The organism is Micromonospora sp. CP22, from assembly GCF_009712475.1.
GTDB lineage: Bacteria > Actinomycetota > Actinomycetes > Mycobacteriales > Micromonosporaceae > Micromonospora.
On sequence record NZ_VCJO01000004.1, the window covers coordinates 311,066 to 336,048 of the forward strand.

The following is a 24,983-nucleotide window of genomic DNA, read 5'->3' on the forward strand; positions in this document are numbered from 1 at the left end:
GAGAGGTCCCCCGCCAGGTCACCGTGCGAGTGCGACCTCGCGGAAGCGGATGGCTCTGTCCGTGCGTACCTCGTAGCCGGTGACCTGCTTCGACCAGCCCTGGGCGACGTCGGGGTTGTAGAGGTAGATGTAGCTGGCGTCGTCCACGATCTGCTTGGCCACCTGCTCGTACCGCTGCTTGCGGGCGGCCTGGTCGGTCTCCGTCCGGGCCTGGTCGAGCAGGCGGTCCACGGTCGAGTTGGCGTACTTGTGGAAGTTGAACGAGCCGTCGCTGTGGTGCTGCGCGTAGTAGAACTCGTCCGGGTCGATGTTGCCCAGCCAGCCGAGCATGAACGAGTCGAACGAGCCCGCGCCCTGCTCGTCGAGCCACTGCGCGAAGTCCAGCGTACGGATCTTGACGGTGATCCCGACGGCTTCCAGCTGCGCGGCGATGACCTGGGCGGCGGTGACCGTCTCCGGGTACTCGCTGGTGACCATCAGGTCCATGGTCAGCCCGCTGACGCCGGCCTGGTCGAGCAGCTGCCGGGCCTGGTTGACGTCGTGCGAGTACGGCGCGTACTCGTAGTAGAAGGCGCTGTTGCGCGGAATGGCCGTCTGGTTGACCGTCGCCAGCCCGAACTTCGCGGCCTTGGTGATCGCCTCGCGGTCCAGCGCGAAGGCGATCGCCCGGCGGACGTTGACATCGTCGTACGGCTTACGCGCCTGGTTCAGCGAGAGGTACCAGTAGTCGGTCGACGGTACCGACCGCACCGTCGGGTCGTCCCCGTCGAGTAGCCCGGGCACCTGCTGCGGTGGCAGGTTGTCGGTCCAGTGCACCTCACCGCCGCGCAGGTTCTGCAGGGCGACGGTGGGGTCGCTGACGAAGGTGAACCGGACGCCGTCCAGTTTGGGCTTCTCGCCCCAGTAGTTGTCATTGCGGACCAGCCGGATGCTGTCGCCGGAGCTGTAGTTCTCCACGACGAACGGGCCGCTGCCCACCGGCTTGGTCGTGATCTCGCCGGACTCCACATTGGACTTCTGCACGATCGCCACGCCCTTGAAGCCACCCAGGTTGGCCAGCAGGTTCGGCGTCGGCGCGTTGAGCGTCACCACGACGGTCTTCGGGTCGGCGGCCTCGATCGACTTCACCGTGCCGAACTTGTACGCGTTGTTCAGCTTCTCGTCGATGATCCGGTTGTACGAGTAGACGACGTCCTCGGCGGTCAGCGGCGAACCGTCGGAGAACGTGACGCCCTCGCGGAGGGTGAACGTCCAGGTCAGCTGGTCGTCGCTGGTGGTCCACTCGGTGGCCAGGGCAGGCTTCATCTCCAGGTTCTCGTCCGGCTCGACGAGGGTGTCGAAGACGTTCTCCAGCACCTGGAAGCTGTAGTAGGCGGAGGTCTTGTGTGGATCGAGCTGATCCGGCTCGCCGCCGATCGCGGCGTTGAGCACACCCCCGGCACCTGCCCCGTCGTTGCCGTCGACGTCGACGCCCTCGCCGCCACTGCATCCCGCCACGGCGGCGAGCATCAGGGCGATCGTCGCGCCGGCCAACCTGAATCTGGTCCTGGACATGGTCCTCCCCTGGATTCCTTCTCCGGCGGTCGAAGAGCTTGCGAGTCTGGCTCCCTGGTCAGCCGATGTCAACACAAAACGTGGCAAATTACCCTACTGGCGGTCCACCCGTTCGCCCACGCTAACCCGTGATCCCGCTGGTCGACAGGGCTCGGACCGGTGACCATCCCCGATCGCCGTCAAGCTGTGACCCGGCCCGGCCCGGCGCGGCAGCCCAAGGGCCGATCGGCGGCTCGGGCCACCGGGTACTGATACTGACCACAGATCTCCGCTACGGACAGTTGTTGCTGGTCCGGCGGACCGTGTACTCGGCGTCATCGACGGTGATGCCCGACGGGACGCCGTCGAAGAAGGTCTCCACCTTCTGCCAGCCCCGGCGCTGCTCGTAGTGCAGGTGCGGCGCGCCGGAGTTGCCGGTGCTGCCGATCCGCCCGATCTGCTGGCCCTGGACGACCCGCTCGCCGGCTTCCACCATCGGCGGCTCCAGCAGGTGCAGGTACTGCGTCTCCCACCGACCGCCGTGGTCGATCTTCACCCAGTAGCCACCACCACGGCCCCGGGGTCCGTCCGGGTTCTCCGGGGTACGCCCACCCAGCGACCCGTTGATCCCGGCCACCGTGACGGTGCCCTCGTACGACGCCAGCACCGGCTGCCCCCACGGGTCACCGGAGAGCGGGAAGAAGTCCACGTCGTAGTCACCGTGCCCGGGATAGGTGCCGAGCTGCCACGTCTCCCCGCAGCCGACCGGCATCTGGAACAGCGGGCGGGGCCCCGCCGGCCGCAGCACGATCACCGCTGCCACGACCAGCGCGACCACGATTCCGAGGGTGAACAGGAGCCCGGGCCTGGTCCGGCGGGCTCGGCGACGGGAACGAGGTTGGCCGGTCGTCACGGTCCAGAGCATGACAGAGATCGGCAACCTCCGTCGGCCGCTGTCAGGCCGGCACCGCCGGCACGACCGGACCGCCCGACGCCGTCACCGGCACCGGGATCACCACCACCGGGCAGGTCGCCTTGCGTACGCACTCCTCACTGACCGAGCCGAGCACGGTGTGCCGCAGCCGGCCGTGCCCGTGGCTGCCCAGCACCAGCAGGTCGGCGCCACGGGCGGCGGCGGTGAGCACATCGGCCGGCCGCCCCTCGACGACCTCGACCGAGACCGGTACCGTCGCCGTACCTCCGGTGACCTCGCCGATCTCCCGGGCCAGCAGGTCCGTGGCCCGTTCCTCCTCCTCGAACGGGTTCGGCGCGACCATGGCCCCACCGTCCAGGCCGTCCCACCGCCAGGCGATCACCGCCTGCACGGTGCCGTTGCGCTCGGCCGCCTCACCGACCGCCCAGCGCAGGGCACGTCGCCCACCGTCCGAACCGTCGACACCGACGACAATCAGGTACGACATCGTCCTCACTCCTCTCCGTCCTGCTTCCAGTGCAGCGTGCGGACGTGGCGCGGACCAGCGGCCGGAGTCCCCCGCGGACAGGTCGGACGGCCCTGCGCCGGGCGGGACCTGCGACCCGGTCGGGCCACCCGACCACGCCGACCGAGGAGAGCCGCCGTCCACCATGGGCCTTGTGAGGCGTCACGATCACCTGATAGACATCACACGTCTTGCGACTCGTTCGCGTCGCGGTATCTGGGGGTGACGGTGAAGCTGCTGCGAGTAGGCCCGCCGGGGCGGGAGACGCCCGCACTGCTCGACGAGACCGGCCGACTCCGGGACCTCAGCGGCGTGATCGACGACGTCGACCCCGCCTTCCTGGCCACCGACGGGCTGGCCCGCCTGGCCGGCATCACCGCGCACGAACTCCCGCCGATCGACGGCACCGGGCTGCGGATCGGCCCCCCGCTGCACCCCGGGAAGATCGTCTGCATCGGGTTGAACTACCGCGACCACGCCGCCGAGACCGGGGCGGCGCTGCCCACCGAGCCGGTGGTCTTCCTCAAGGCGGCCGACACGGTGGTCGGTCCCGGCGACCCGGTGCTGGTGCCCCGCGGCAGCACCAGGACGGACTGGGAGGTCGAACTCGCCGTCGTCATCGGCCGCAAGGCGCGCTACCTGCCGTCGGCCGAGGCGGCGATGGACTGCGTCGCCGGGTACGCCGTCTCCCACGACGTCTCCGAGCGGGAGTTCCAACTCGACCGGGGCGGCCAGTGGGACAAGGGCAAGTCCTGCGAGACGTTCAACCCGCTCGGTCCGTGGCTGGTCACCGCCGACGAGGTCCCCGACCCACAGGATCTGCGGCTGCGGCTCTGGGTAAACGGGGTGCTGCGGCAGGACGGCACCACCAAGGACATGGTCTTCCCGGTGGCCGAGATCGTCCGCTACCTGAGCCAGTTCATGGTGCTCTACCCCGGTGACGTGATCAACACCGGCACCCCGGCCGGTGTCGCGCTCGGGCAGCCGGAACCCAAGCCGTACCTGGTCGCCGGTGACGTGGTCGAGTTGGAGATCGACGGCCTGGGTCGGCAACGTCAGACGCTGGCACCGGCATGACCGGCGACTTCGCCGGACTGTCGGCGGTGGTCACCGGGGGCGCCTCCGGCATCGGACTGGCCACGGCCACCCTGCTCGCCGAACGTGGCGCCCGGGTGGCCTGCCTGGACCTGAACCCGCAGCAGGTACCCGAGCCGTTGCTCGGTCTGGCCGCCGACGTGACCGACGACGCCTGCGTACGGGCCGCGATCGACACCGTCCACGACACGTTCGGCGGTCTCGACATCCTGGTCAACAACGCCGCCGTCGGCGCGGTCGGCACCGTCGAGGCCGACACCGACGACGAATGGCACCGAGTGCTCGACGTCAACGTGGTCGGCATCGTCCGGGTGACCCGGGCCGCGCTGCCACACCTACGCGCCTCCGGCCACGCCGCGATCGTCAACATCGGTTCCATCGCCGCCTGGCTCGGCCTGCCCCAGCGGGCCCTCTACAGCGCCAGCAAGGGCGCGGTGCAGGCACTCACCCTGGCGATGGCCGCCGACTACGTGACGGCCGGCATCCGGGTCAACTGCGTCAACCCCGGCACGGCGGACACCCCGTGGGTACGCCGACTGCTCGACGCCGCCGACGATCCGGCGGCCGAACTGGCCGCGCTGCGGGCCCGCCAGCCCATCGGTCGCCTCACCACCCCGCAGGAGGTGGCCGCCGCCGTCGCGTACCTGGCCAGCCCGCTGTCCGCCGCGACCACCGGCACCGTCCTCGCCGTCGACGGCGGCATGCACGGCCTTCGCCTACCCAGCCCGCGCCCGAACGCCTAGCGGGAAAGGGCACCCCGCTGCCGCCACAGGTGCAGCAGGTGCCTCCGTGCCATTGCTCAGCCTGCCTGTCCCGACCGCCGGACCCCACCTTGCGCACCGACCGACGCACCGGGACAGCCGAGCCCTCGCCGAGACGAGATCTTGGGCGGTTCCCGTTAGCTGCCAACGGAAACCGCCCAAGATCTCGTGCCAACCTCTTACGAGCGGGCGGCAGCTGGGCGTTACTCGGATTCGTGCTCCGGCTCGGCCACGTACACGCCCTTCCCGGGATGCCCTTCGACCACCTTTCTGTCTTTGAGCAACGACATGACCCGGTGGATCGTGGAGATGTGCACGCCGTACTGCTCGGCGAGTTGACGCGTGGACGGTAGCTTCTCTCCCGGCGCGAGCTCGCCAGCCTTGATCTTGCTCGTGATCTCGTTCGCTATGCGCCGGTAGTCGACCTTCTCAGTCGGCATATGTCGATCTCCGTCGGTTCCCTGGCTTCGGCACGCCAATCTGATCACGAGAGAACCTGTTCCAGCAAGTTTCATGATCTAGCTACACGACTTGACCTGTTCCAACCTGTTGGAGTAGGTTGCCGTCTGGGTCGGTTCCCTGGTTTCGGCAAACTCCGCGGTTCCGGCCCGCACACCCACCTTGGAGGCGCTCCTCCTACACCCCAGGGTGGGCACCTACTCGACGTCGGGCGGAGGGTGCCACATGGCCGGTCCCCTGGAATTGCGGTCAGATGCTCGCGGGTCGTTCGCGCGTTATCGGTCGGCACACCATGGATAGTCAGCACGCGGTTGAAACGGATCGTGGCGGGCAACGCGACGTGCCGGACGTGGCCCGGCTGGCGCGCGACGTCGCGCATGCCTGGACCAGTTTCCAGCATGCGCGGTACCCGACGCTGATCGGCCTGCTGCCGGGGTTGCTGGCCGGGGCTCAGCGTTGTCACGCCCACGATCCGGAGGCGGGCCGGGTGTCGCTGGTCGAGGCGTATCGGGTGACCGCGTCCCTGCTGGTGAAGCTCGGCGAGACGGAGTTGGCCTGGCTCGCCGCTGACCGGGCGATGGCCGTCGCCATCGGTAATCCGATGGCGGTGGCCGCCGCCACGGTGCAGCTCGGCCAGGTGTTGCGCGCCGCCGGTCGGACGCGGGAGGCGGGCACGGCGACGATGGCGGCGGCGTACCGAATCGGCCAGGCCGACCTCGACGTGGCGCGTATATCCCTGTGCGGGACGCTGCTGGTGCACGCGGCGGCCCGGCATGGCGACGAGCGGGTCGCCGCCGCGCGGGTCGACGAGGCCGCCGACCTGGCCACCGAGGTCGGCGACGGCAACGACCACCACCGCACCAGCTTCGGTCCGACCGCCGTGGCGCTCGCCCGGGTCATGGTCGCCATCGAGTTGGGTACGACGGACGAGGCGATCGCCCAACACGAGAAGGCTGTCGGGCGGGACGGCTGGCGCTGGCTGCCACCCGAACATCGTGCCGCCCACCTGATCGACGCCGGTCATGCGTACCTTCAGGTCGCCGACCCGGTCAACGCGGCCCGGGTGCTGCTGGAGGCCGACCGGACCGCGCCCGCCGAGGTACGCCACAGGCCCGCCGCCCGCAACGTGCTCACTCGCACGGTCCGCCATCCTGATGCGCCACCCACGATCGTCGCGTTGGCCGCCACTCTCGGGCTGGACGGCACATGACCGCGCCGTTGCTCACCCTGGCGCAGATCCTCAACCGACTCACCCTGACTGCCCGGTGGACCCTCCGTGACCACCAGCCCCGCCCCGACGGCCGCTGCCCGCTCTGCCAGGTCCCCGACTGTGCCGTGGCCAGCGCCGCCCGCGACCTGCTCACCGCCCTCAAACAGACCCGCTGGATTGGGGAGCGCTGACATCGCGGTGGACGACACGCCAGGCACCGGGCCGGGCGTGTCTCCGGCAGAAACGTGGCGGACCGGTCAGCGCAGTGCGATCAGGCGCATGCCGGCGCGGATCAGGACGACCGCGCCACCGGCGGCCATGACCAGCCCGATGCCGGGCATCAGTTGCCCCCAGGCGTCGGTGCTGGCACTGAGACTGATCAGGCGGACCACCTGCCATCCGACGATGGCGGCGACGACCAGCCCGGGGATCAGGCTGTGCGCGATGGCCACCTTCCGGTACGGCAGCAGGGCACCGGCGACGGCGAGGAACGCCATGCTCAGCGTCCAGAGCCCGGGACCGGCCGCGCCGGAGAGCGACCCGAACGGCGTGATGACCCAGGGCAGCAGCGAGCCGACCAGCACGAGTACGCCGCCGACGAGCATGCCGAGACTGCCGGCGTGGAAGACGCGCCGGCGAACCGGGGCGGCGGTGGATGCGGTATCGGCCATGTCCGGATGCTAGGCGGTCAGCGCCGCCGGACCGAACGGGCAATTCGGTGAACGGTCGGCCGGTGTCGGTGGGCGGCCGAAGCGGGTCCGCGAACGACCGCAAATCGGGCGAGTCCGCACGACAGTTCCTACCGCTGAACCGTTCACGGGATCCAACGGACCGCTCAGCGACCCGAACCCGAACCTGACCGGATCAACTCTTGCCTGGCCAGGCCGCGTCACGTTCTCTTCCCACACCAGAGGTGTGACTGACCGCACAACGTCGAGCAGCCCGTCCCGTATCGACCAGGAGGCTCCAGAGATGACCGAGGTAACCCCCGACAAGGAGACCCGTGGCGGTGAGCCGCCACCGTCGGCACCGCCACCGGCGTCGCCGCCGGACAACGGCTGGCGCAAGGAGTACTGGAGCCGGAACCTGCGGCTCATGGTGATCCTGCTGGCCATCTGGTTCATCGTCTCGTTCGGCTTCGGCATTCTGCTTGTCGAGCCGCTCAACAACATCGTCATCGCCGGATTCCCGCTCGGGTTCTGGTTCGCCCAGCAGGGATCGATCTACGTCTTCGTGATCCTGATCTTCGTCTACGCGAAGTTGATGGACCGCCTCGACAACCAGTTCGGCGTCGATGAGCAGGAGATCCAGGAGGCTGGCAAATGAGTCAGATCCAGACCTGGACCCTCGTCTTCATCGTCGGCTCCTTCGCGGTCTACCTCTACATCGCCTGGCGCAGCCGGGTGCGGGAGACGGCCGGCTTCTACGTCGCCGGTCAGGGCATCCCGACCATCGCCAACGGCGCGGCGGTCGCCGCCGACTGGATGTCCGCCGCGTCGTTCATCTCGATGGCCGGCCTGATCGCCTTCCTCGGCTCCGACGGCACCATCTACCTGATGGGCTGGACCGGCGGCTATGTGTTGCTGGCCCTGCTGATCGCCCCCTACCTGCGCAAGTGGGGCAAGTTCACGGTGCCCGAGTTCGTCGGTGACCGGTACTCCGAGACCGTCCGCACCATCGCCGCCGTCGCCGCGATCATCATCTCCTTCACCTACGTGGTGGGGCAGATGCGAGGTGGCGGCATCGTCTTCAGCCGGTTCCTCGGCCTGGACGTCACCGGCGGCGTCATCGTGGCGGCACTGATCATCGGCCTGTACGCGGTGCTCGGCGGCATGAAGGGCATCACCTGGACCCAGGTGGCGCAGTACTCGGTGCTGATCGTGGCCTACCTGATTCCCGCGATCGCGGTGGCGCAGCAGATGACCGGCTTCCCGGTGCCGCAGGTGTCGTTCGGACAGATCCTCGCCGAACTCGACGCGATCAGTGTCGAGATGGGGCTGAACCAGTACACCGAGGCGTTCGCGGCCCGGCCGCAGATCGACGTGTTCCTGGTGACCATGGCGCTGATGATCGGCACCGCCGGTCTGCCGCACGTGATCGTCCGGTTCTACACGACGAAGAGCGTACGGGGTGCCCGCTACTCGGCGTTCTGGGCGCTGTTCTTCATCGCGCTGCTCTACACCACCGCCCCGGCGGTGGGCGCCTTCACCAAGCTGAACCTGCTCCGGGACGTCAACGGCGTCGCCGCCGACGCGCTGCCGAGGTGGATCGAGAACTGGGCGGCGACCGGGTTGGTCACGGTCAGCGACGGAGCGACGACCATCAACACGGTCAGCAACAACCCGACCTCCGGCGCGGACCTGATCGTCAACAACGACATCCTGGTCCTCGCCAGTCCCGAGATCGCCGGCCTGCCGGCACCGATCGTGGGTCTGGTGGCGGCCGGCGGTATGGCCGCCGCGATGTCCACGGCGGCCGGACTGCTGCTGGTGATCTCGTCGTCGTTCTCGCACGACCTGTACTTCCGGCGGGTGAAGCGGGACTCCACCGACAAGCAACGGCTGCTCGTCGGCCGGATCGCGATGGGTCTGGCGGTACTGGTCTCCATCTACGCCGGCATCAACCCGCCCGCGTTCGTGGCGCAGGTGGTCGCCTTCGCGTTCGGTCTCGCGGCGTCGACCTTCTTCCCGGCCATCGTGCTCGGCATCTTCTGGAAACGATGTAATGCCACGGGCGCGGCGGCCGGCATGCTCACCGGTCTGGTGTTCACCGCCAGCTACATGATCTACACGCTGCCGGTGTTCGGCACCGAGGCCAACCCGCACATCTTCGACATCAGCCCGGAGGGCATCGGCACCATCGGCGCGATCGTCAACTTCGCGGTCGCCATCGTGGTGTCGAAGCTGACGGCACCACCGCCGGACGAGATCGTCGAGATGGTGGAGGGCATCCGCTACCCGGCGTCCCGGCGGGAGGTGACCGCCGGCACCTGACACCCGGCACTCCAGAGCCATCACCACAGTGGGGGGAAGCCGCCGCCTCAGCACCACCTGAGGCGGCGGTTCCCTGCCGTCGTCCGCTCCACCAGCGGTGTGAGGTGCGTAACCTCTGCAGATGTGGGGAATGAGGTCGGCGGCGGCGGGTTGCAGCCAGATATGACCATCGCACCACGTTCCGCCCGCTGCACCTGCTCGCGGAAGACGCTCCGGTGAGCGGCGTCGACACCGTCGCCGCGCCACCCGCGCCGATGCCGGGCGACCTGATGACTCGCCGCCAACGTCTGCGCCTCATCCTCGTCCTCGGCTCGCTGATCGCGGTGGGCCCGCTGACCATCGACATGTACCTCCCGGCGCTGCCCTCGATCGTCGACGACCTCGGCACCACCTCGGCGGCGGTCCAGTTGACGCTCACCGGCACCCTGATCGGTCTGGCCCTGGGACAACTGCTGATCGGTCCGCTCTCCGACGCCGTCGGCCGCCGTACTCCGTTGATCGCCGGCACCGCGCTGCACATCGTGACCTCCGTGGGTTGCGCCCTCGCCCCGAACATCGCGGCCCTCGGCGCGATGCGCGTGGTGCAGGGCCTCGGTGCGGCGGCGGCTGCCGTGATCGCCATGGCCGTGGTCCGCGACCTGTTCAGCGGCTCGGCCTTCGCCCAGTTGCTGTCCCGCCTGTTGCTCGTGATGGGTGCCGCCCCGGTCCTCGCGCCGACCCTCGGCAGTGAGCTGCTCCGGTGGACGCAGTGGCGGGGCGTGTTCGCCGCGCTCGCCGTGTTCGGCGTACTGCTGCTCCTGGTCGCGATGCTGGGCCTGCCGGAGACGCTGCCGCCGCTGCGCCGTCAGCGCGGCGGTGTGTCGTCCACCGGCCGGCTCTACGCCTCGCTGCTGCGTGACCGCCCCTTCGTCGGGCTGGTGCTGGTGGCCGGGTTCGCCATGGCGGCACTGTTCGCCTACGTCGGTGGTTCCTCGTTCGTCCTGCAAGGGCAGTACGGGCTCGACGAGCAGCAGTTCGGGTTCGCCTTCGGTGCCGGGGCGATCGGGCTGATCATCGCCACCCAGGCCAACGTACGCCTGCTGCGCCGCTGGTCCCCGCAGCAGATCCTGCTGACCGCCCTGATCGTGGGTACGGCCGCCAGTCTGGTGCTGGTCGGGCTCGCCGCGACCGGGATCGGCGGGCTACCGGCGCTGCTGGCGTCGCTCTGGCTGGTGCTGGCGACGGCCGGGCTGGCGCTGCCGAACGCGCCCGCGCTGGCCCTGAGCCGACACGGCGAGGCGGCCGGCACCGCCTCCGCCCTGCTCGGCGCGGTGCAGTTCGGCATCGGGGCGATCGCCGCGCCGCTGGTGGGGGTGCTCGGCACCGGGGCCGTGGCGATGGCCGTGGTGATCGCCGGTGGGTTGGCCTCGGCGCTGATCGTGTTCGTCGTGGTGGTCCGCCCCGGCCGACTGGCCGTGCCGGAGCCCGTGGCGGCCGCGACCGTCGTGGCACACTGACCGCCCGATCGCGGGTGACCTGCCGCGCCGCCGCCGGTGTCAGAGGCTTCCTCTACCGTGCGCGGCGTGACCACAGTCCAGACCTACCGCTACCTCGCCCCCTCCACCCTCACGCAACGCTCACTCGCCCTGCAGACCAGCGGCGGGCCCGCACCCAATCCCCGCTTCTTCACCGGTTTCCTCACCACCGGGCAGGCGGCGGCGGTGGGGCTGCTGGCGGTGGCCGAGGTGGCCCGCACCCGCTACCACCGGCCGGTCAGTCCGGCGAGTCTGGATCCGGTGGTCACCGGCAGCCGCGACCGGCTCCGCTTCGAGTCCTTCTCCGGGTGCTGCGGGGTGTACGCGCGGCTCGACGCGTTGCCCGCGGGTCTGGACGGCGACGTCGCCGAGCACGGCACCACCAACGTCGACGTGAACAATCCGCTGCGCGAGTCACTGGCCCGGGTCAGTGGCCTGGATCCGCTGCACCTGTCGGTCGGCCCCGACGACCTCACCGTCTCCACTCTGGACGGCACGGTGGTGGAGAAGAAGGTGCCGCTGCCGGCGCGCTGGCTGCGCGGCTTCGCCGAGGTCCACGTGCTGGCCGCCCGCTTCGAGCCCCGGGCCGAGCTGCCGGCGACCGAGGCCGGCGCCTTCCTGCGTCGGTTGCCGCGCGGCGACCGGTCGGTGCTCTGGGTGGTACCGGCCGGTCGGTCCCTGCGGCTGACCTCCCGGCCCGTCGCCGGGGCGGTCTGCCTGGCCGGGGCCGACCGGCTGACCGCACTGCGACCGATGCTGCGCTTCGCGAAGACCCTCCGGGTGTACGGCCCGACGGTGGCGCCCGGCTCCGCCCCGGCCCCGAGCGTCTGGGAACTCGACACCGGCGCGCTACGACTGTCGCTGACCCTCTCCCCCGAGCCGTACCGTGGCTTCTCCGGTGAGGGGGCCGCGCTCGCCGCACTCGCCGGAGACGATGTCGTCGACGACGCCGACCTGGTCTCGGCCCTGCTGTCCTGGGATCCGACCATCGACCCGGATCGGCTGGCCAGGCAGGCCGGTATCGACACCGCCCGGGTACGGGGTGCCCTGGCCCAGCTCGGCACCGCCGGTCGGGTCGGCTACGACGTCGCCGACGGGGCGTACTTCCACCGGGTGATGCCGTACGACGCGGGCCGGGCCGAACGGGACAATCCCCGGCTGGTGGGCGCGCGGGCGCTGCTCGACGCCGCAGCGGTGCGGTGGGACGGCACGGCGGCGACGGTACGCGGCGGCGACCAGGTGTACCGGGTCCGTCGGCTCGCCGACGGCGGGCTGACCTGCACCTGTCCGTGGTGGGCGAGACATCGGGGGCAGCGGGGGCCGTGCCGGCACGCCCTGGCCGCCCGGATGCTGGTCACCGAACAGGTCGAGGAGTCGGCATGACGCACACGGACCCTTCCCTGCGCACTGTGCGACGTCGGCACGAGCTGGCCAACGGCGGCACGAGCGACCTGTTCGACCTGGTGGACCGGGGTGCGATCAAAGCGGTCGCGGCAGCGCTGCACGGGCTGCCGGAACAGCGCCGCCGGGAGATCGGCGTCGAGCTGACCGCCTGGTTCAAGCAGCACCAGCGGGGCATCTGGTGGTCGGGCACCGGCACGGCCCTGGCGATCGCCGTGGTCGGTTGCCTACCGACCGCCGCCCAGGCCGCGACGATCCTCGGCCGTCCCTCGGTCAACCCGCACGGTCGCCTCGCGGCCGAGCTGGTGCACGCCGTCGCGCGGGAGCGAGGGGTCGACTGGCTCGTCGACCTGGCCCATCGGATCGCGGCCCGGTTCACCGAGCAGACCTGGGTCGGCAAGTGGCACTTCGTCGCCACGCTTCTGCACCTGGACGGTGGCGCGCCACCCACCGACGACATGGCCGTACGCCTGTGGTTGACCGCGGTGGACTCCCCCGCCACGTTCCACCAGGGTCAGCCCCCGCCGGTGGTGGACCGGCTACGCGACGACCCGTTCCTGGCCGTCATGCTGCCTCGGCTGTTCGAGGTGGACGACATCGGCAACCTGATGCTGGGCATCACCGATCACCACGACCGCACTGACCCGGGCCGCCCCGTCCTGCCGCCCGCCCTGGCCCAGCTCGCCGCCGAGGGGGTGGTCGACCGGTCGCTCCTGCTCGACGGCTCCCTCGGTCGGCTGTTGCGCGGCGACCGGCCGGGCGCGCTGCGCGCCTTCACCATGCTGCTCGACCAGCTCGCACCGACCACCGCCGAGGTCACCGCCCGGGTCACGGACCATCTCCGGCTACTCGTCGACGCACCCGCGCCGGTGGCCACGATGGCGCAGAAGGCGCTCCGGACGCTGCCCGAACTGGAGCTGGAGTCGGTCCTCGACGCCTCCCGCCAGCTGCTCATCCGCCCCGACAAGACACTGGTCCGGGCCCAGCTCGGCTGGCTCGACCAGCTCGCTCGCCAGCACCGGGACCGGGCCGGTGAGATCGCCGAGGTGATCGCGGTCGCCGCCGACCATCCCGCCGTGCAGCTGCGGGAGCGTGCCGTGGCACTGGCCGCCCGGCACGGCCTCGACCCGGCGGCGGACGAGCCGACCCCGGCGGTCACCCGACCCCGAGGCGACGACCTGCCCCCGCCGCCCACGCCCGCACCGTCGCCCGCGCCGATCACCGACCTGGACGAGCTGACCGAGGAGGTCGCCGCGCTGCTCGCCACGCCGTACCGGGGGATGGCCCTGGAGCGTGTCCTCGACGGGCTGGTCCGGCTCACCGCGACCGACGGGCCTCGGGTCCACGCCGCGCTCGCCCCGGTGGTCGAACGGCGGCACTGGTCCTGGGCGGACGCGCACCGCTCCGATCCACTCTGCCTCTGCGCGACCGTGGTCGAGTTGTTCACGAGCGCCGGGTGCTCGGACGGTCAGCGGGAACGGTGGGAGCGGCTGCGCACCGCGCTGCACCGGGTCGACGCGACACCGGAGCTGGTGGTCACCGACCCCCGGGTGCCGCCGGTCCACCGGCTGCTCCACGCCCGGCTGGCCGAGATCGGCGGGTACCTCACCGGGCCGGGGCAGCCGGGGCTGCTCGCCGCTCCCACCACGACCAACGGTCAGCTCGACCCGGCGGCGTTGGTGGACCGGCTCGCCGCGCTCGGTGACCGGGAGCCCGGCCACTGGGACCTCACCCAGGCGTTGCTGCGGTTGCCGACCGAGGTGGACGAGGCGATCGCCGGCCAGGCCGCGGCGCTCGGCACGGCGGCCGGTCGACGGCTCGCCGCCTGGGTGCGCGACGGTGGCCTACCCCAGCCGGTCGTCCGCCCCCGCACCGTCACCCAGTCCAGCAGCCAGGGCCGACGTTGGGCGGACGCGTACCTGCCGGACGAGCGGATCCTGGTCGAACTGGCCCCACCGGACGGAGCGGTCGACCGGTACGGGCTGTTCACCACGCCCGTGTCACCGCTCACCGGCGAGCACGTCGGTTGGGTGGACCTGTGGCCGTCGATGTTGCCCGGGCACCGAGGGCTGGTCACCGCGTACGCGTTGCCGCTGATCGCCGGTGCCGCGGACATGGACGAGCGGGGCGGGCCCGCGTTGCTGCCGTTGCTCGCGGAGATCGCTGGTCCGGGCGGGGTGGCCCTCGACCTGGCGTTGGCCTACGGGCTCAGCGCCCGGCACGGCCCGGACCGGGTGGCCACGGTGGACGCCCTGCTCGCCTTGGCGGCCACCGGCGACATCGACGCGGCCGGCATCGGGGAGCAACTCGGGACCCTCGTCGCCCGGCACCTGGTGAAGCTGTCCCGGGTCGTCGAGCCGCTGCGCGACGTCGCGCAGGCGGGTGCGCCGCTGACCGTGTGGCGGCTGCTGGCCGCCACGCTCCCGGCGGTGTTGGCCATGCCCACCGCACCGCGTGGCCTGCCGGACCTGCTGACCGTGGCGGCCGAGACCGCCGCCACGACCGGCGTCCGCATCGAGGTGCCGGGCCTGGCCGCCGTCGCCGGGCGGGGCGGGTCAGGTCGCCTGGTCACCGAGGCCCGCAGGCTGCACCGCGTCCTCGACGCGGGGTGAGCCGAGCAGGGCTCACCCCACGAACCGGTGCCAGGTCACGAGGGCGTGGCCGCTCGTGACCTGGCGCCGGTGCCGCGCTTGCGGTCAGCCGACCGGGGCGGGGAACCTCTCCCAGACCCGGTGACCGGCCATGAGCTGCCCGACGGCGGCCAACACCTCCGTCGCGGAGTCGCCGGTGACCACGCCGGGTGTGCCGACGACACCGGACTGCTCCAGCGCCGTGACGCCGGTCCCCCACGCGCCGATGGCTTTGGCGTGCCGCCAGCACTCGTCCACCATCAGCAGCACCCGGGGGTCGATGGTGGCCGAACCGGTCGTGCCCGCCTTGGCGTCGCGGGCCGGCGTCGCATCCGGTGCCGGAGCGGGTGCCGAGGCGAGCAGGAGCGCGTCGAGTTCGACCGAGCGGCCGGTGGCGAAGCTCCGTTGCGCGGGCAGGTCGCCGATCGTTCCGCCGTGCGGCGCGATCAGCAGCGGCACCATGTCGGCGGCGAAGACCGCCTCGCGGACCGCCCGGACGCCGTCGAGGTCGGCCTCGGGTCCGACGACGATGCCGACCATCCGGCCGTCGGCCGGCCACTCCCGCCCGACCTGGGACAACGCGGGGCTCGGCTCGACGTCGGCCAGCGGGATCGTCGGCTCCGGCGCGGGCAGACCGAGGCCGGTGGCGACCTCGGCGCAGAGCACCGGGTCGATGTTGGCCAGGCACTGGAGCTGCCGTTCCTTGATCGCCTGGTGGTAGCACTTGCCCAGCTCGAAGGTGTACGCCCGGATGATGTGCTCCCGCTCGACCGGGGACATGCTCGACCAGAACAGGCGGGCCTGGCTGAAGTGGTCGTCGAACGAGGCCGGGTTGGCGCGTACCTTGGGTGCCTGGGTGACCTGGACCGGCACCTCGACGAACGGGTTGTCGTCGGCACCGGCCGGGAACGGGTTGCCGCCGTCGAGGGTGTTCGGCCGGTACGGGGCCACCCCGGCGTGGACGGCGTGCTGGTGGAAGCCGTCGCGCAGCATGTCGTTGACCTGGGCGTGCGGCCGGTTGATCGGGATCTGCGTGAAGTTCGGCCCGCCGAGGCGGGTCAGCTGGGTGTCGACGTACGAGAAGAGTCGGCCCTGCAGCAGCGGGTCGTTGGTGACGTCGATGCCCGGCGGCAGGTGGCCCACGTGGAAGGCGACCTGCTCGGTCTCGGCGAAGAAGTTCCTCGGGGTGCGGTTCAGGGTCAGCTTGCCGACCGGCTGGACCGGCGCGAGTTCCTCCGGCACGATCTTCGTCGGGTCGAGCAGGTCGATGCCGGCGAAGGTCTCCTCGGGGGTGTCGGGGAAGACCTGGAGGCCGAGTTCCCACTCGGGGAACGCCCCCGCCTCGATGGCGTCGTAGAGGTCACGCCGGTGGAAGTCCGGGTCGATGCCGCCGAGCAGTTGGGCCTCCTCCCAGACCAGCGAGTGCACGCCCAGCTTCGGCTTCCAGTGGAACTTGGCCAGCACCGTCTCCCCGGCGGCGTTGACCAGCCGGAACGTGTGCACACCGAAGCCCTCCATCGTCCGGTAGGAGCGCGGGATGCCCCGGTCGGACATGGTCCACATGGCGTGGTGCTGTGCCTCGGTGTGCAGTGAGACGAAGTCCCAGAAGGTGTCGTGCGCGCTCTGCGCCTGGGGGATCTCGCGGTCGGGGTGCGGCTTTCCGGCGTGGATGATGTCGGGGAACTTGATCGCGTCCTGGATGAAGAAGACCGGGATGTTGTTGGCGACCAGGTCGAAGGTGCCCTCGTCGGTGTAGAACTTCGTGGCGAAGCCCCGGGTGTCGCGGACGGTGTCGGCCGAGCCACGCGACCCGAGGACGGTGGAGAAGCGGACGAAGACCTCGGTGGTCCGGCCCTTGGCCAGGAAACCCGCCCGGGTGACGGCCTCGGCGGTGCCGTACGCGGTGAACTCGCCGTGCGCGCCCGCGCCCCGGGCGTGCACCACCCGCTCGGGGATCCGCTCGTGGTCGAAGTGGGTGATCTTCTCTCGCAGGTGGTGGTCCTGGAGCAGGACCGGCCCACGCGGCCCGGCCTTGAGCGAGTGGTCGGTGTCCCGCAGCCGCGCGCCCTGCGCGGTGGTGAGGAAAGAACCCTGCTGGCCGTACGCCTCGGCCGTCGCGCCGGTCTCGGCACCGGTCGGCGTACGGGTCTGCGGGGCGCCCTGTTCGGGTTTCGCGGGCAGCGGATCGTGTGGGGTCGTCGGCTCGTCGAGCGGTGGCGGGGCGCTGCCCGGCGCTCCCGGCACCTCCGGGGCGAGGGCGTCGGTCACCTTCTCCGCCGCGGCCTCCACGACATCCTTGACCGCCTTGGCGGGGTTGCGGGCGTTCATTTCTGCGGGTACCTCCTGGGACACGAGAGCCAGATGTCAGGGCGGTACCCGGGGTAGAACGAGCAAAACGGAGCGAATGGCGCGGATGTGGGTATCCTCGATCACTCCGGCCGCAGTTGCTCGTAGTACGCCTTCATCGGCGGGTGGTAGTCGTCGAACGGCGGCATCGCCGTACCGTCATGAGCCGCCGCCAGGCAGTCGAGGTAGTACTCCCAGCCCGGCCCCACCTCACCGATGCCGGTGGCGTCGACGAGGTGCTGGACGAAGCGCAGCTCGGTGCGATCGCCCAGGGTGGTCAGCAGCAGTTCCAGCACCCAGTGGCCGTACTCGTCCCGCAGGGACACGGCCAGCCGGTGGGGCGGCTCACACGCCTCGATATCCAGGTCGGACCAGGGTGCCCCCTCCTCGAGGGTCATCCGCACCCGGATGGTGCGCCCGGGTGCGGCCTCGCCCTCCCAGGGGCCGAACCATCGTGCCGTGCGCTCCGGTTCGGTGAGGCTGGCCCATACATCGTCGATCGGGGCCCGGAACGTTCGGGTGAGGACCAGGTCGACGCCGTTCTCGGCGTCGAGGAGTCGGCCGGTCGGTGTACGGGTCATGCGGTGCGCTCCTGTGGGGCGGTTGGCGTCTCGCCGGTGCGGCGATCGCGGCGGGCACGGTAGACCTCGGTCTCCAGGGCGTCGAAGCGGCATTCCCAGAGGTCGGTCCGGGTGAGCTGGATCAGCCACCGGATCAGGTCGGCGAGCCGGGTCGGATCCAGCTCGTAGAGCCGGTGGCGGCCGACGACGGTGTCGCGGACCACTCCGCTGTCGCACAGTACGCGCAGGTGCCGACTGAATCGCCGGTCGACTGATCTCGAACTGCTCGGCGAGCAGCCGTCGCGCGACCGAGACGACCTTCCGGTCGTAGCCGTCGGCCTGACCGTCCCAGTACCGGACCAGTCGCTCCCGTCGTGGCATCTACCGCTCCCGCCCGTTCCGCCCGGCGCGCGGTGGCCGGGATCCCGACCCGGCCACCGGCCCGCATCGTGTCGCGGCGGTGCTCATCGACTCGGCCCGTCAGCGTTGACAGCCCCGATGGTGACGTGATGTGCTCGGCACGCAATGGTAACGACAATCGTTGTCATTAGTTAAGGAGGATCATGTCTCTCACCGTGTCGCCGAGCCTGCTGCGGGCCGCCGAATCCGGCCCCGTCGACGACGAGGCATTCGTGGCCTGCGTCCGCGAGTCACTGCCGTACGCCTGGCGGACCGTCAACCGGGTGGTGTCGGAACTCGTGTCCTCGGACGCCGACTTTGCCGACAACCAGGTGCCCCCACCCAGCGAGGCCGAGCGGGGCCAACTGTTGCGCGCGTTGGCCAGCGACGCCATCCGATCCAGTCTGGAGCGTCACTTCGGCGTCAAGCTCGCCTTCCAGAACTGCCACCGGATCGCGGCGTTCCGACCGTCCGCCGTCGACTCCGACACCTACCGCCAGTTCATCTCGGTCCGGGGCCAGTTGCTCAACCAGTCTCCGGAGCTGCGCAGCTGCTGATCCGAGCTAGGCCGGGCGGGCCACAAAGTCTCGACCCCGCCCGGCCGTAGGTATGGCGCGCGGTGGCACACCTTTGCGACGCTGGTGATCATGTATGACTACGACCTGTTGGTGCTGGGCTCCGGGCCCAGCGGTCAGAAGGCCGCCATCGCCGCCGCGAAGCTGGGCCGGCGGGTCGGCCTGGTGGAGCGCCGCGACATGCTGGGCGGGGTGTGCATCAACACCGGCACCGTGCCGTCGAAGACCCTGCGCGAGGCGGTGCTCTACCTGACCGGCCTCAGCCAGCGCGAGCTCTACGGCAGCAGCTACCGGGTCAAGGAGGAGATCACGGTCAGCGATCTGGCCGCGCGGACCCAGCACGTCATCAACCGCCAGACCGATGTCATCCGGAACCAGTTGGCCCGCAATCGGGTCACGCTCATCACCGGCACCGGGCGGTTCGCCGACCAGCACTCGGTCTGGATCGACGGCGACTCCGGGCGGGAAACCAGGATCACCTTCGACAAGGCCATCATCGCCGCCGGCACCCGACCGGCCCGGCCGGACAGTGTCGACTTCGACGACCGGACGATCGTGGACTCCGACGGGGTCATCAACCTCCAGTCCGTACCCCGCAGCATGGTCGTGGTCGGCGCGGGCGTGATCGGCATGGAGTACGCCTCGATGTTCGCCGCCCTCGGCACGAAGGTGACGGTGGTCGAGCGGCGCGAGCGGATGCTCGACTTCTGCGACGAGGAGGTCGTCGAGTCGCTGAAGTACCACCTGCGGGACCTGTCGGTGACGTTCCGCTTCGGCGAGGAGGTGGCCTCGGTCGAGAAGCACCCGACGGCCGCGTTGTGCGTCCTCAAGAGCGGCAAGAAGATCGTCGCGGACACCGTCATGTACTCGGCGGGCCGGCAGGGTCAGACCGACGGCCTGGACCTCGCGGCGGCGGGACTGAGCGCTGACCGGCGCGGACGCATCGAGGTCGACGCGCACTACCGGACCGCGGTGGAGAACATCTACGCCGTCGGCGATGTGATCGGCTTCCCGGCGCTGGCCTCGACCTCGATGGAGCAGGGACGGTTGGCCGCGCAGCACGCCTGCGGCGAGCCGGACCGTCCGATGCACGAGTTGCAGCCGATCGGCATCTACACCATTCCGGAGATCAGCTTCGTCGGGAAGACCGAGGAGGAGCTGACCGACAGCGCGACGCCGTTCGAGGTGGGCATCGCCCGCTACCGCGAGCTGGCGCGCGGCCAGATCGTGGGCGACTCGTACGGCATGTTGAAGCTGCTCGTCTCGCCGACGGACGGCCGGCTGCTCGGTGTGCACGTCTTCGGTACCGGCGCCACCGAGATCGTCCACATCGGGCAGACGGTGATGGGCTGCGGCGGCACGGTGGACTACCTGGTCGACACGGTGTTCAACTACCCGACGCTGGCCGAGGCGTACAAGGTGGCCGCCCTGGACGCCTCCAACAAGATCCGCAACATCACCCGGCTCGACGCGGACCCGACACCGTGAGTGACGGCCGCCAGGGCGTTCGGGCATGAGCGCGGCCCCCGGTTCTCACCGGGGGCCGCGCTCCGGTCCTGGCTAGCGAGCGGCCAGCGCCGGCTCCCGGGTGACCCCGAGGTGCCGGGCGTACGCCTTGGTGGTGAAGAAGGACGGCAGGTCCTCACCGAGGGCCGTCTCCTCGACGATCCGGGCGGCGTGCTCGGCGCGCTCGCGCTCCGCGCCCACCCGCCCCTCGGCGAGGGCGGCCAGCTCCTCGGCGAGCATCGAGCGGACCAGTTCCTCGGTCACCGTTCCCCCACCGGCCAGCGGCGTGCCGTGGTGCAGCCACTGCCAGAGTTGGCAGCGGGCGATCTCGGCGGTGGCGGCGTCCTCCATCAGGTTCCACAGCGCCACCGCGCCCGTACCGCCGAGCCAGGCGTCGATGTAGCGCAGCGCCACCGCGACGTTGGCCCGTACCCCCGCCTCGGTGACCTGGCCGGGGGTCTTGTCCACCGCGAGCAACTCGGCGGCGGTGACCGCCACCTCGTCGCGACGCCGGTCGAGCTGGTTCGGACGCTCACCCAGCACCGCGTCGAAGACCTCGCGGCAGGTCGCCACCAGGCCGGGGTGGGCGACCCAGGAGCCGTCGAAGCCGTCGCCGGCCTCGCGCTGCTTGTCCGCCCGCACCTTACGCAGCGCCGCCTCGTTGACCTCGGGGTCGCGGGCCGGGACGAAGGCGGCCATCCCGCCGATCGCGTGCGCGCCACGCCGGTGGCAGGTCCGCACCAGCAGTTCGGTGTACGCGCGCATGAACGGCACCGTCATCGTCACCTCGGCGCGATCCGGCAGGACGAAGTCCGGCCACTGCCCGAAGTTCTTGATGACGCTGAAGATGTAGTCCCACCGCCCGGCGTTGAGCCCCGCGGAGTGCTCGCGCAGCTCGTAGAGGATCTCCTCCATCTCGAACGCGGCGGTGATCGTCTCGATCAGCGTGGTGGCCCGGATGGTGCCCTGCGGCAGCCCGAGGTAGCGCTGGGCGAAGACGAAGATGTCGTTCCACAGCCGCGCCTCGCGGTGGGTCTCCAGCTTCGGCAGGTAGAAGTACGGGCCCTTGCCGGCGTCGAGCTGGCGGCGGGCGCAGTGGAAGAGGTAGAGCCCGAAGTCGACCAGGCTGGCCGAGATGGGTCGGCCGTCCACCACGATGCCCTTCTCCGCCAGGTGCCAGCCGCGCGGACGGACCACGATGGTGGCCAGCTCCTCGCCGAGGGTGTACTGCTTGCCCCGGGCGTCGGTGAAGTCGATCCGGCGGTCCAGGGCGTCGATCAGGTTGAGCTGTCCACTGATGACGTTGTGCCAGGTCGGGGCGGTGGCGTCCTCGAAGTCGGCGAGCCACACCTTGGCACCGGAGTTCAACGCGTTGACGGTCATCTTGCGTTCCGGCGGCCCGGTGATCTCGACTCGCCGGTCGACCAGGCCCGGCGCGGGCGGTGCCACCTGCCAGCTCGGGTCCTCCCGGATCGCGGCGGTCTCCGGCAGGAAGTCGGGCAACTGGCCGGTGGCGTAGCGGTCCCGGCGGGCGCGGCGGGTGTCGAGCAGGGCCACCCGGCGGGCGGCGAACTCGCTGTCCAGCGCGACCAGGAACTCCAGCGCCTCGGGCGTGAGCACCTCGTCGAACCGTTCGGCCATGTCGCCGATGATCTCGTACCTCACGCGAACTGCTCCTCTTCGGTCGACCCCCGCAGCGCGGTGGTCTCGGCGGTGGGGTTCAGCACGGTGCTGATCAGGTCGAAGTAGCCGGTACCCACCTCGCGCTGGTGCTTGACGGCGGTGTATCCGGCCGGCTCGGCCGCGAACTCCCGCTCCTGGAGCGAGACGTACGCCGACATGCCGTCGGTCGCGTAGCCCTTGGCCAGGTCGAACATCGAGTAGTTGAGGGCGTGGAAACCGGCCAGGGTGATGAACTGGAACTTGTAGCCCATGTGGCCGAGTTCCCGCTGGAACTTGGCGATGGTGGCGTCGTCGAGGTGCTTGCGCCAGTTGAACGACGGCGAGCAGTTGTAGGCGAGCAGCTGGTCCGGGTACTCGGACTTGATCGCCTCGGCGAAACGGCGGGCGACCTCCAGGTCCGGCGTGCTGGTCTCCATCCAGAGCAGGTCGGCGTGCGGGGCGTAGGCCAACCCTCGGGCGATGCACGGCTCGATGCCGTTACGGACCCGGTAGAAGCCCTCGGCGGTGCGCTCGCCGGTGACGAACGGCTGGTCCCGCTCGTCGACGTCGGTGGTCAGCAGGGTGGCGGCCTGGGCGTCGGTGCGGGCGATGACCACCGACGGCACGCCCGCCACGTCGGCGGCCAGCCGCGCCGCCTCCAGGGTGCGCACGTGCTGACCGGTGGGGATGAGCACCTTCCCGCCGAGGTGACCGCACTTCTTCTCGCTGGCGAGCTGGTCCTCCCAGTGCACGCCGGCGGCGCCCGCCGCGATCATCGCGTTCATCAGCTCGTACGCGTTGAGCACGCCACCGAAGCCGGCCTCGGCGTCGGCGACGATCGGTGCCAGCCAGTCGATGCCGGAGGTGTCGCCCTCGGCGGTGGTGATCTGCGCGGCGCGCAGCAGGGCGTTGTTGATCCGGCGCACCACGGCGGGCACCGAGTTGGCCGGGTAGAGGCTCTGGTCGGGGTAGGTGTGCCCGGCCAGGTTCGCGTCGGCGGCCACCTGCCAGCCGGAGAGGTAGATGGCCTTGAGCCCGGCCCGGACCATCTGCACGGCCTGGTTGCCGGTGAGGGCTCCGAGGGCGTGGATGTAGTCCTCACTGTTCAACAGCCGCCACAGCCGGTTCGCGCCGTGCCGGGCCAGGGTGTGTTCCTCCTGGATCGCGCCACGCAACCGCACCACGTCCTCGGCGCGGTAGCTGCGCCGCACACCCCGCCAACGGGGGTTGGTGTCCCATTCGTGCTGCAACTGCTCGACCGCGGTAACCATCGTTGCTCATTCCCTTCGGATTCCGTCATCACCCGGTGACGCTGCGCCGATGCTGGTCGCCGGGTGTGTGACTCACGGTCACACGGCCGACCGGAGGTGGTCGAGGGACGGAAAAAGCCAATTCTTGAAAAGTCCACAGGCGATTCTGAAAACTTGTGAAAGGGCCTATTCGCAGCAGTGCTAATGTGACCCGGATCGGATCGCCGGACCAGGGAGGTGGGGACCATCGCCAGGACCTTCGCCGGGGCTCGGCTGCGGCGGATGCGCGAGGAGCGCGGGCTCAGCCAGACGGAGTTGGCCCGGCATCTGAGCATCTCCCCGAGCTACCTCAACCAGATCGAGCACGACACCCGGCCGCTGACCGTGCCGGTGCTGCTGCGCATCACCGAGCTGTTCGGCGTCGACCCGACCGTGTTCGCCGCACACGACACCCCTCGACTGGTCGCCGGGCTACGCGAGGCGCTGCCCGGACGCGCCGGTCTCACCGAACTCACCGAACTGGCCACCCGGCTGCCCGAGGTCGCTGCGGCGGTCATCGAGCTGCACCGCCGCTACCAGCAGGCCGACGAGCAGCTCGCCGAGTTGGTCGGCGACCGCGAGCGGATCGGCCGCAGCCCGCACGACCAGGTCACCGAGTTCTTCTACCGGCGGCAGAACTACGTACCCGACCTCGACGAGGAGGCCGAGCGGCTGGCCGGGCGGATGGGGCTGCGCCGCGGCGAGGTCCGCGCACTGCTCCGCGACCGGCTGGCGCAGCGGCACGGCGTACGCGTCGCCCGCGAGGACGCCGCCGCACTCGGCGGAGACCTGCACCGCTACCGCCCGCAGACCCGCACCCTGCACCTGTCCACGTCGCTGCGCGCCGGGCAGGAGGCGATGCGGATGGCGGCGCAGATCGCGTTGCTGGAGTTCGCCGACGTCATCGACGAGATCGTCGAGTCGGAGGAGTTCGACGACGTGCAGACGCAGATCCTCACCCGGGTCGGTCTGGCCAACTACTTCGCGGCGGCGCTGATCCTGCCGTACGAGCACTTCCTCGCGGCCGCGGAGCAGCGTCGCTACGACATCGACCTGCTCACCCAGCACTATGCGATGGGGTGGGAGACGGTCTGCCACCGGCTCAGCACCCTGCAACGGCCCCGGGCACGGGGGGTGCCGTTCTCCTTCGTCCGGGTCGACCGGGCCGGGAACATGTCGAAACGCCAGTCGGCCACCGGCTTCCCGTTCTCCCGCACCGGCGGCACATGTCCACTATGGACGGTGTATGAGGCGTTCAGCGCCCCGGGACGGGTGGTGACCCAGGTCGCCGCCATGCCGGACGGGCAGCGTTACCTGTGGATCGCCCGCACCATCACCCGGCACCACGGCGGCTACGGCCAGCCCGGCAAGTCGTACGCCATCGGGCTGGGCTGCGAGGTGCGCCACGCCGGTCGGCTCGTCTACTCCACCGGGATGGACCTGCACGCGGCCGAGGCCGCGACGCCGATCGGGCCGGGCTGCAAGACCTGCGAGCGGCTGACCTGCCCGCAGCGGGCCGCCCCGCCGATCAGCCGCCAACTCGACGTGGACGAGAACCGCAGCACCTTCATCCCGTACCCGTTGCGCACCTGAGCCCACGGCCACCCAGCC

Annotated in this window: 22 protein-coding genes; 12 read left to right on the forward strand and 10 right to left on the reverse strand. The window is 70.7% G+C overall.

Going from position 1 to position 24,983, the window contains the following annotated elements; translation table 11 throughout:
• Nucleotides 1-18: 18 nt before the first annotated feature.
• From FF096_RS09965 to FF096_RS09975, 3 genes are all read right to left on the reverse strand, one after another.
• Nucleotides 19-1,554, reverse strand: a complete 1,536-nt coding sequence (locus FF096_RS09965; protein WP_155216581.1) for an ABC transporter substrate-binding protein — start codon at nt 1,552-1,554, stop codon at nt 19-21.
• 271 nt (nt 1,555-1,825) lie between these two features.
• Entirely contained in the window at nt 1,826-2,458 is a 633-nt protein-coding gene (locus FF096_RS09970; protein ID WP_155216583.1) for a M23 family metallopeptidase, read from the reverse strand.
• A 31-nt stretch (nt 2,459-2,489) separates the two neighbouring features.
• Complete coding sequence (locus FF096_RS09975) at nt 2,490-2,954, reverse strand: universal stress protein (RefSeq protein ID WP_155216585.1); 465 nt, start codon at nt 2,952-2,954, stop codon at nt 2,490-2,492.
• Between the two features lie 240 nt (nt 2,955-3,194).
• Here FF096_RS09975 and FF096_RS09980 point away from each other — a divergent pair, with 240 nt between their 5' ends.
• Nucleotides 3,195-4,049 (forward strand): fumarylacetoacetate hydrolase family protein, encoded by an 855-nt coding sequence (locus tag FF096_RS09980; protein ID WP_309223011.1) that lies wholly within the window; start codon nt 3,195-3,197, stop codon nt 4,047-4,049.
• Nucleotides 4,046-4,810 carry an SDR family NAD(P)-dependent oxidoreductase gene (locus tag FF096_RS09985; protein ID WP_155216587.1) on the forward strand — a complete coding sequence of 255 codons (765 nt, stop codon included), beginning with the start codon at nt 4,046-4,048 and terminating at the stop codon, nt 4,808-4,810. The genes FF096_RS09980 and FF096_RS09985 overlap by 4 nt, the downstream gene beginning before the upstream one ends.
• Nucleotides 4,811-5,031: 221 nt before the next feature.
• On the opposite strand, the gene FF096_RS09990 is transcribed toward FF096_RS09985, so the two are convergent.
• Entirely contained in the window at nt 5,032-5,268 is a 237-nt protein-coding gene (locus FF096_RS09990) for a GntR family transcriptional regulator (RefSeq protein ID WP_155216589.1), read from the reverse strand.
• Between the two features lie 311 nt (nt 5,269-5,579).
• Between FF096_RS09990 and FF096_RS09995 the strand changes: the two genes are divergently transcribed.
• Nucleotides 5,580-6,497, forward strand: a complete 918-nt coding sequence (locus tag FF096_RS09995) for an XRE family transcriptional regulator (protein ID WP_155216591.1) — start codon at nt 5,580-5,582, stop codon at nt 6,495-6,497.
• Nucleotides 6,494-6,688, forward strand: a complete 195-nt coding sequence (locus FF096_RS10000; RefSeq protein ID WP_196222500.1) for a hypothetical protein — start codon at nt 6,494-6,496, stop codon at nt 6,686-6,688. The genes FF096_RS09995 and FF096_RS10000 overlap by 4 nt, the downstream gene beginning before the upstream one ends.
• 66 nt (nt 6,689-6,754) lie before the next feature.
• Here the strand turns inward: FF096_RS10000 and FF096_RS10005 are convergent, their stop codons facing one another.
• Nucleotides 6,755-7,168, reverse strand: coding sequence for a hypothetical protein (locus FF096_RS10005; protein WP_155216593.1), 414 nt, complete (start codon nt 7,166-7,168; stop codon nt 6,755-6,757).
• Nucleotides 7,169-7,469: 301 nt separating this feature from the next.
• Between FF096_RS10005 and FF096_RS10010 the strand changes: the two genes are divergently transcribed.
• The 5 genes from FF096_RS10010 to FF096_RS10030 all read left to right on the forward strand — a co-directional run bounded on the left by FF096_RS10010 (nt 7,470) and on the right by FF096_RS10030 (nt 15,017).
• Nucleotides 7,470-7,823, forward strand: coding sequence for a DUF4212 domain-containing protein (locus FF096_RS10010; RefSeq protein ID WP_155216595.1), 354 nt, complete (start codon nt 7,470-7,472; stop codon nt 7,821-7,823).
• A complete protein-coding gene (locus FF096_RS10015) occupies nt 7,820-9,490 on the forward strand; it encodes a sodium:solute symporter family protein (RefSeq protein WP_155216597.1) in 1,671 nt (556 codons plus the stop codon). Before FF096_RS10010 ends, FF096_RS10015 begins: the two co-directional genes overlap by 4 nt.
• A 269-nt stretch (nt 9,491-9,759) precedes the next feature.
• The gene (locus tag FF096_RS10020) at nt 9,760-10,986 is read left to right on the forward strand and encodes a multidrug effflux MFS transporter (protein WP_155216962.1); all 1,227 of its coding nucleotides are present in this window, start codon (nt 9,760-9,762) and stop codon (nt 10,984-10,986) included.
• Between the two features lie 66 nt (nt 10,987-11,052).
• Nucleotides 11,053-12,387: an SWIM zinc finger family protein gene (locus tag FF096_RS10025; RefSeq protein WP_309223013.1), complete on the forward strand. Its 1,335-nt coding sequence runs from the start codon at nt 11,053-11,055 to the stop codon at nt 12,385-12,387.
• The gene (locus FF096_RS10030) at nt 12,384-15,017 is read left to right on the forward strand and encodes a DUF6493 family protein (RefSeq protein ID WP_230462431.1); all 2,634 of its coding nucleotides are present in this window, start codon (nt 12,384-12,386) and stop codon (nt 15,015-15,017) included. Before FF096_RS10025 ends, FF096_RS10030 begins: the two co-directional genes overlap by 4 nt.
• Nucleotides 15,018-15,101: 84 nt before the next feature.
• On the opposite strand, the gene FF096_RS10035 is transcribed toward FF096_RS10030, so the two are convergent.
• The 3 genes from FF096_RS10035 to FF096_RS26595 all read right to left on the reverse strand — a co-directional run bounded on the left by FF096_RS10035 (nt 15,102) and on the right by FF096_RS26595 (nt 18,165).
• Complete coding sequence (locus FF096_RS10035; RefSeq protein WP_155216599.1) at nt 15,102-17,363, reverse strand: catalase; 2,262 nt, start codon at nt 17,361-17,363, stop codon at nt 15,102-15,104.
• 101 nt (nt 17,364-17,464) lie between these two features.
• A complete protein-coding gene (locus FF096_RS10040; RefSeq protein WP_155216601.1) occupies nt 17,465-17,962 on the reverse strand; it encodes an SRPBCC family protein in 498 nt (165 codons plus the stop codon).
• On the reverse strand, nt 17,959-18,165 hold the full coding sequence (locus FF096_RS26595) for a hypothetical protein (protein WP_230462433.1): 207 nt from the start codon (nt 18,163-18,165) through the stop codon (nt 17,959-17,961). Before FF096_RS26595 ends, FF096_RS10040 begins: the two co-directional genes overlap by 4 nt.
• Nucleotides 18,166-18,504: 339 nt before the next feature.
• Here FF096_RS26595 and FF096_RS10050 point away from each other — a divergent pair, with 339 nt between their 5' ends.
• Nucleotides 18,505-18,897 carry an SCO5389 family protein gene (locus tag FF096_RS10050; RefSeq protein ID WP_155216603.1) on the forward strand — a complete coding sequence of 131 codons (393 nt, stop codon included), beginning with the start codon at nt 18,505-18,507 and terminating at the stop codon, nt 18,895-18,897.
• Between the two features lie 90 nt (nt 18,898-18,987).
• A complete protein-coding gene (gene sthA / locus FF096_RS10055) occupies nt 18,988-20,403 on the forward strand; it encodes a Si-specific NAD(P)(+) transhydrogenase (protein WP_155216605.1) in 1,416 nt (471 codons plus the stop codon).
• Between the two features lie 72 nt (nt 20,404-20,475).
• On the opposite strand, the gene aceB is transcribed toward sthA, so the two are convergent.
• Together aceB and aceA are read right to left on the reverse strand one after the other, a co-directional pair.
• Complete coding sequence (gene aceB / locus FF096_RS10060) at nt 20,476-22,086, reverse strand: malate synthase A (protein WP_309223014.1); 1,611 nt, start codon at nt 22,084-22,086, stop codon at nt 20,476-20,478.
• Nucleotides 22,083-23,354, reverse strand: coding sequence for an isocitrate lyase (aceA, locus tag FF096_RS10065; RefSeq protein WP_155216607.1), 1,272 nt, complete (start codon nt 23,352-23,354; stop codon nt 22,083-22,085). Before aceA ends, aceB begins: the two co-directional genes overlap by 4 nt.
• Nucleotides 23,355-23,570: 216 nt before the next feature.
• Here aceA and FF096_RS10070 point away from each other — a divergent pair, with 216 nt between their 5' ends.
• Nucleotides 23,571-24,965: a short-chain fatty acyl-CoA regulator family protein gene (locus FF096_RS10070; protein ID WP_309223015.1), complete on the forward strand. Its 1,395-nt coding sequence runs from the start codon at nt 23,571-23,573 to the stop codon at nt 24,963-24,965.
• The last annotated feature ends 18 nt before the right edge of the window (nt 24,966-24,983 follow it).

What these genes read in the sequence shown, in the direction of transcription:
- aceA (WP_155216607.1), bottom strand. Translation starts at nt 23,354, where the DNA reads ATGGTTACCGCGGTCGAGCAGTTGCAGCACGAATGGGACACCAACCCC.
- FF096_RS10050 (WP_155216603.1), top strand. Translation starts at nt 18,505, where the DNA reads ATGTCTCTCACCGTGTCGCCGAGCCTGCTGCGGGCCGCCGAATCCGGC.
- FF096_RS09985 (WP_155216587.1), top strand. Translation starts at nt 4,046, where the DNA reads ATGACCGGCGACTTCGCCGGACTGTCGGCGGTGGTCACCGGGGGCGCC.
- FF096_RS10005 (WP_155216593.1), bottom strand. Translation starts at nt 7,168, where the DNA reads ATGGCCGATACCGCATCCACCGCCGCCCCGGTTCGCCGGCGCGTCTTC.
- FF096_RS10040 (WP_155216601.1), bottom strand. Translation starts at nt 17,962, where the DNA reads ATGACCCGTACACCGACCGGCCGACTCCTCGACGCCGAGAACGGCGTC.
- FF096_RS10035 (WP_155216599.1), bottom strand. Translation starts at nt 17,363, where the DNA reads ATGAACGCCCGCAACCCCGCCAAGGCGGTCAAGGATGTCGTGGAGGCC.
- FF096_RS09995 (WP_155216591.1), top strand. Translation starts at nt 5,580, where the DNA reads ATGGATAGTCAGCACGCGGTTGAAACGGATCGTGGCGGGCAACGCGAC.
- FF096_RS09990 (WP_155216589.1), bottom strand. Translation starts at nt 5,268, where the DNA reads ATGCCGACTGAGAAGGTCGACTACCGGCGCATAGCGAACGAGATCACG.
- FF096_RS10010 (WP_155216595.1), top strand. Translation starts at nt 7,470, where the DNA reads ATGACCGAGGTAACCCCCGACAAGGAGACCCGTGGCGGTGAGCCGCCA.
- FF096_RS10015 (WP_155216597.1), top strand. Translation starts at nt 7,820, where the DNA reads ATGAGTCAGATCCAGACCTGGACCCTCGTCTTCATCGTCGGCTCCTTC.
- FF096_RS10020 (WP_155216962.1), top strand. Translation starts at nt 9,760, where the DNA reads ATGACTCGCCGCCAACGTCTGCGCCTCATCCTCGTCCTCGGCTCGCTG.
- FF096_RS09975 (WP_155216585.1), bottom strand. Translation starts at nt 2,954, where the DNA reads ATGTCGTACCTGATTGTCGTCGGTGTCGACGGTTCGGACGGTGGGCGA.
- sthA (WP_155216605.1), top strand. Translation starts at nt 18,988, where the DNA reads ATGTATGACTACGACCTGTTGGTGCTGGGCTCCGGGCCCAGCGGTCAG.
- FF096_RS10000 (WP_196222500.1), top strand. Translation starts at nt 6,494, where the DNA reads ATGACCGCGCCGTTGCTCACCCTGGCGCAGATCCTCAACCGACTCACC.
- FF096_RS10030 (WP_230462431.1), top strand. Translation starts at nt 12,384, where the DNA reads ATGACGCACACGGACCCTTCCCTGCGCACTGTGCGACGTCGGCACGAG.
- FF096_RS09970 (WP_155216583.1), bottom strand. Translation starts at nt 2,458, where the DNA reads ATGCTCTGGACCGTGACGACCGGCCAACCTCGTTCCCGTCGCCGAGCC.
- FF096_RS09965 (WP_155216581.1), bottom strand. Translation starts at nt 1,554, where the DNA reads ATGTCCAGGACCAGATTCAGGTTGGCCGGCGCGACGATCGCCCTGATG.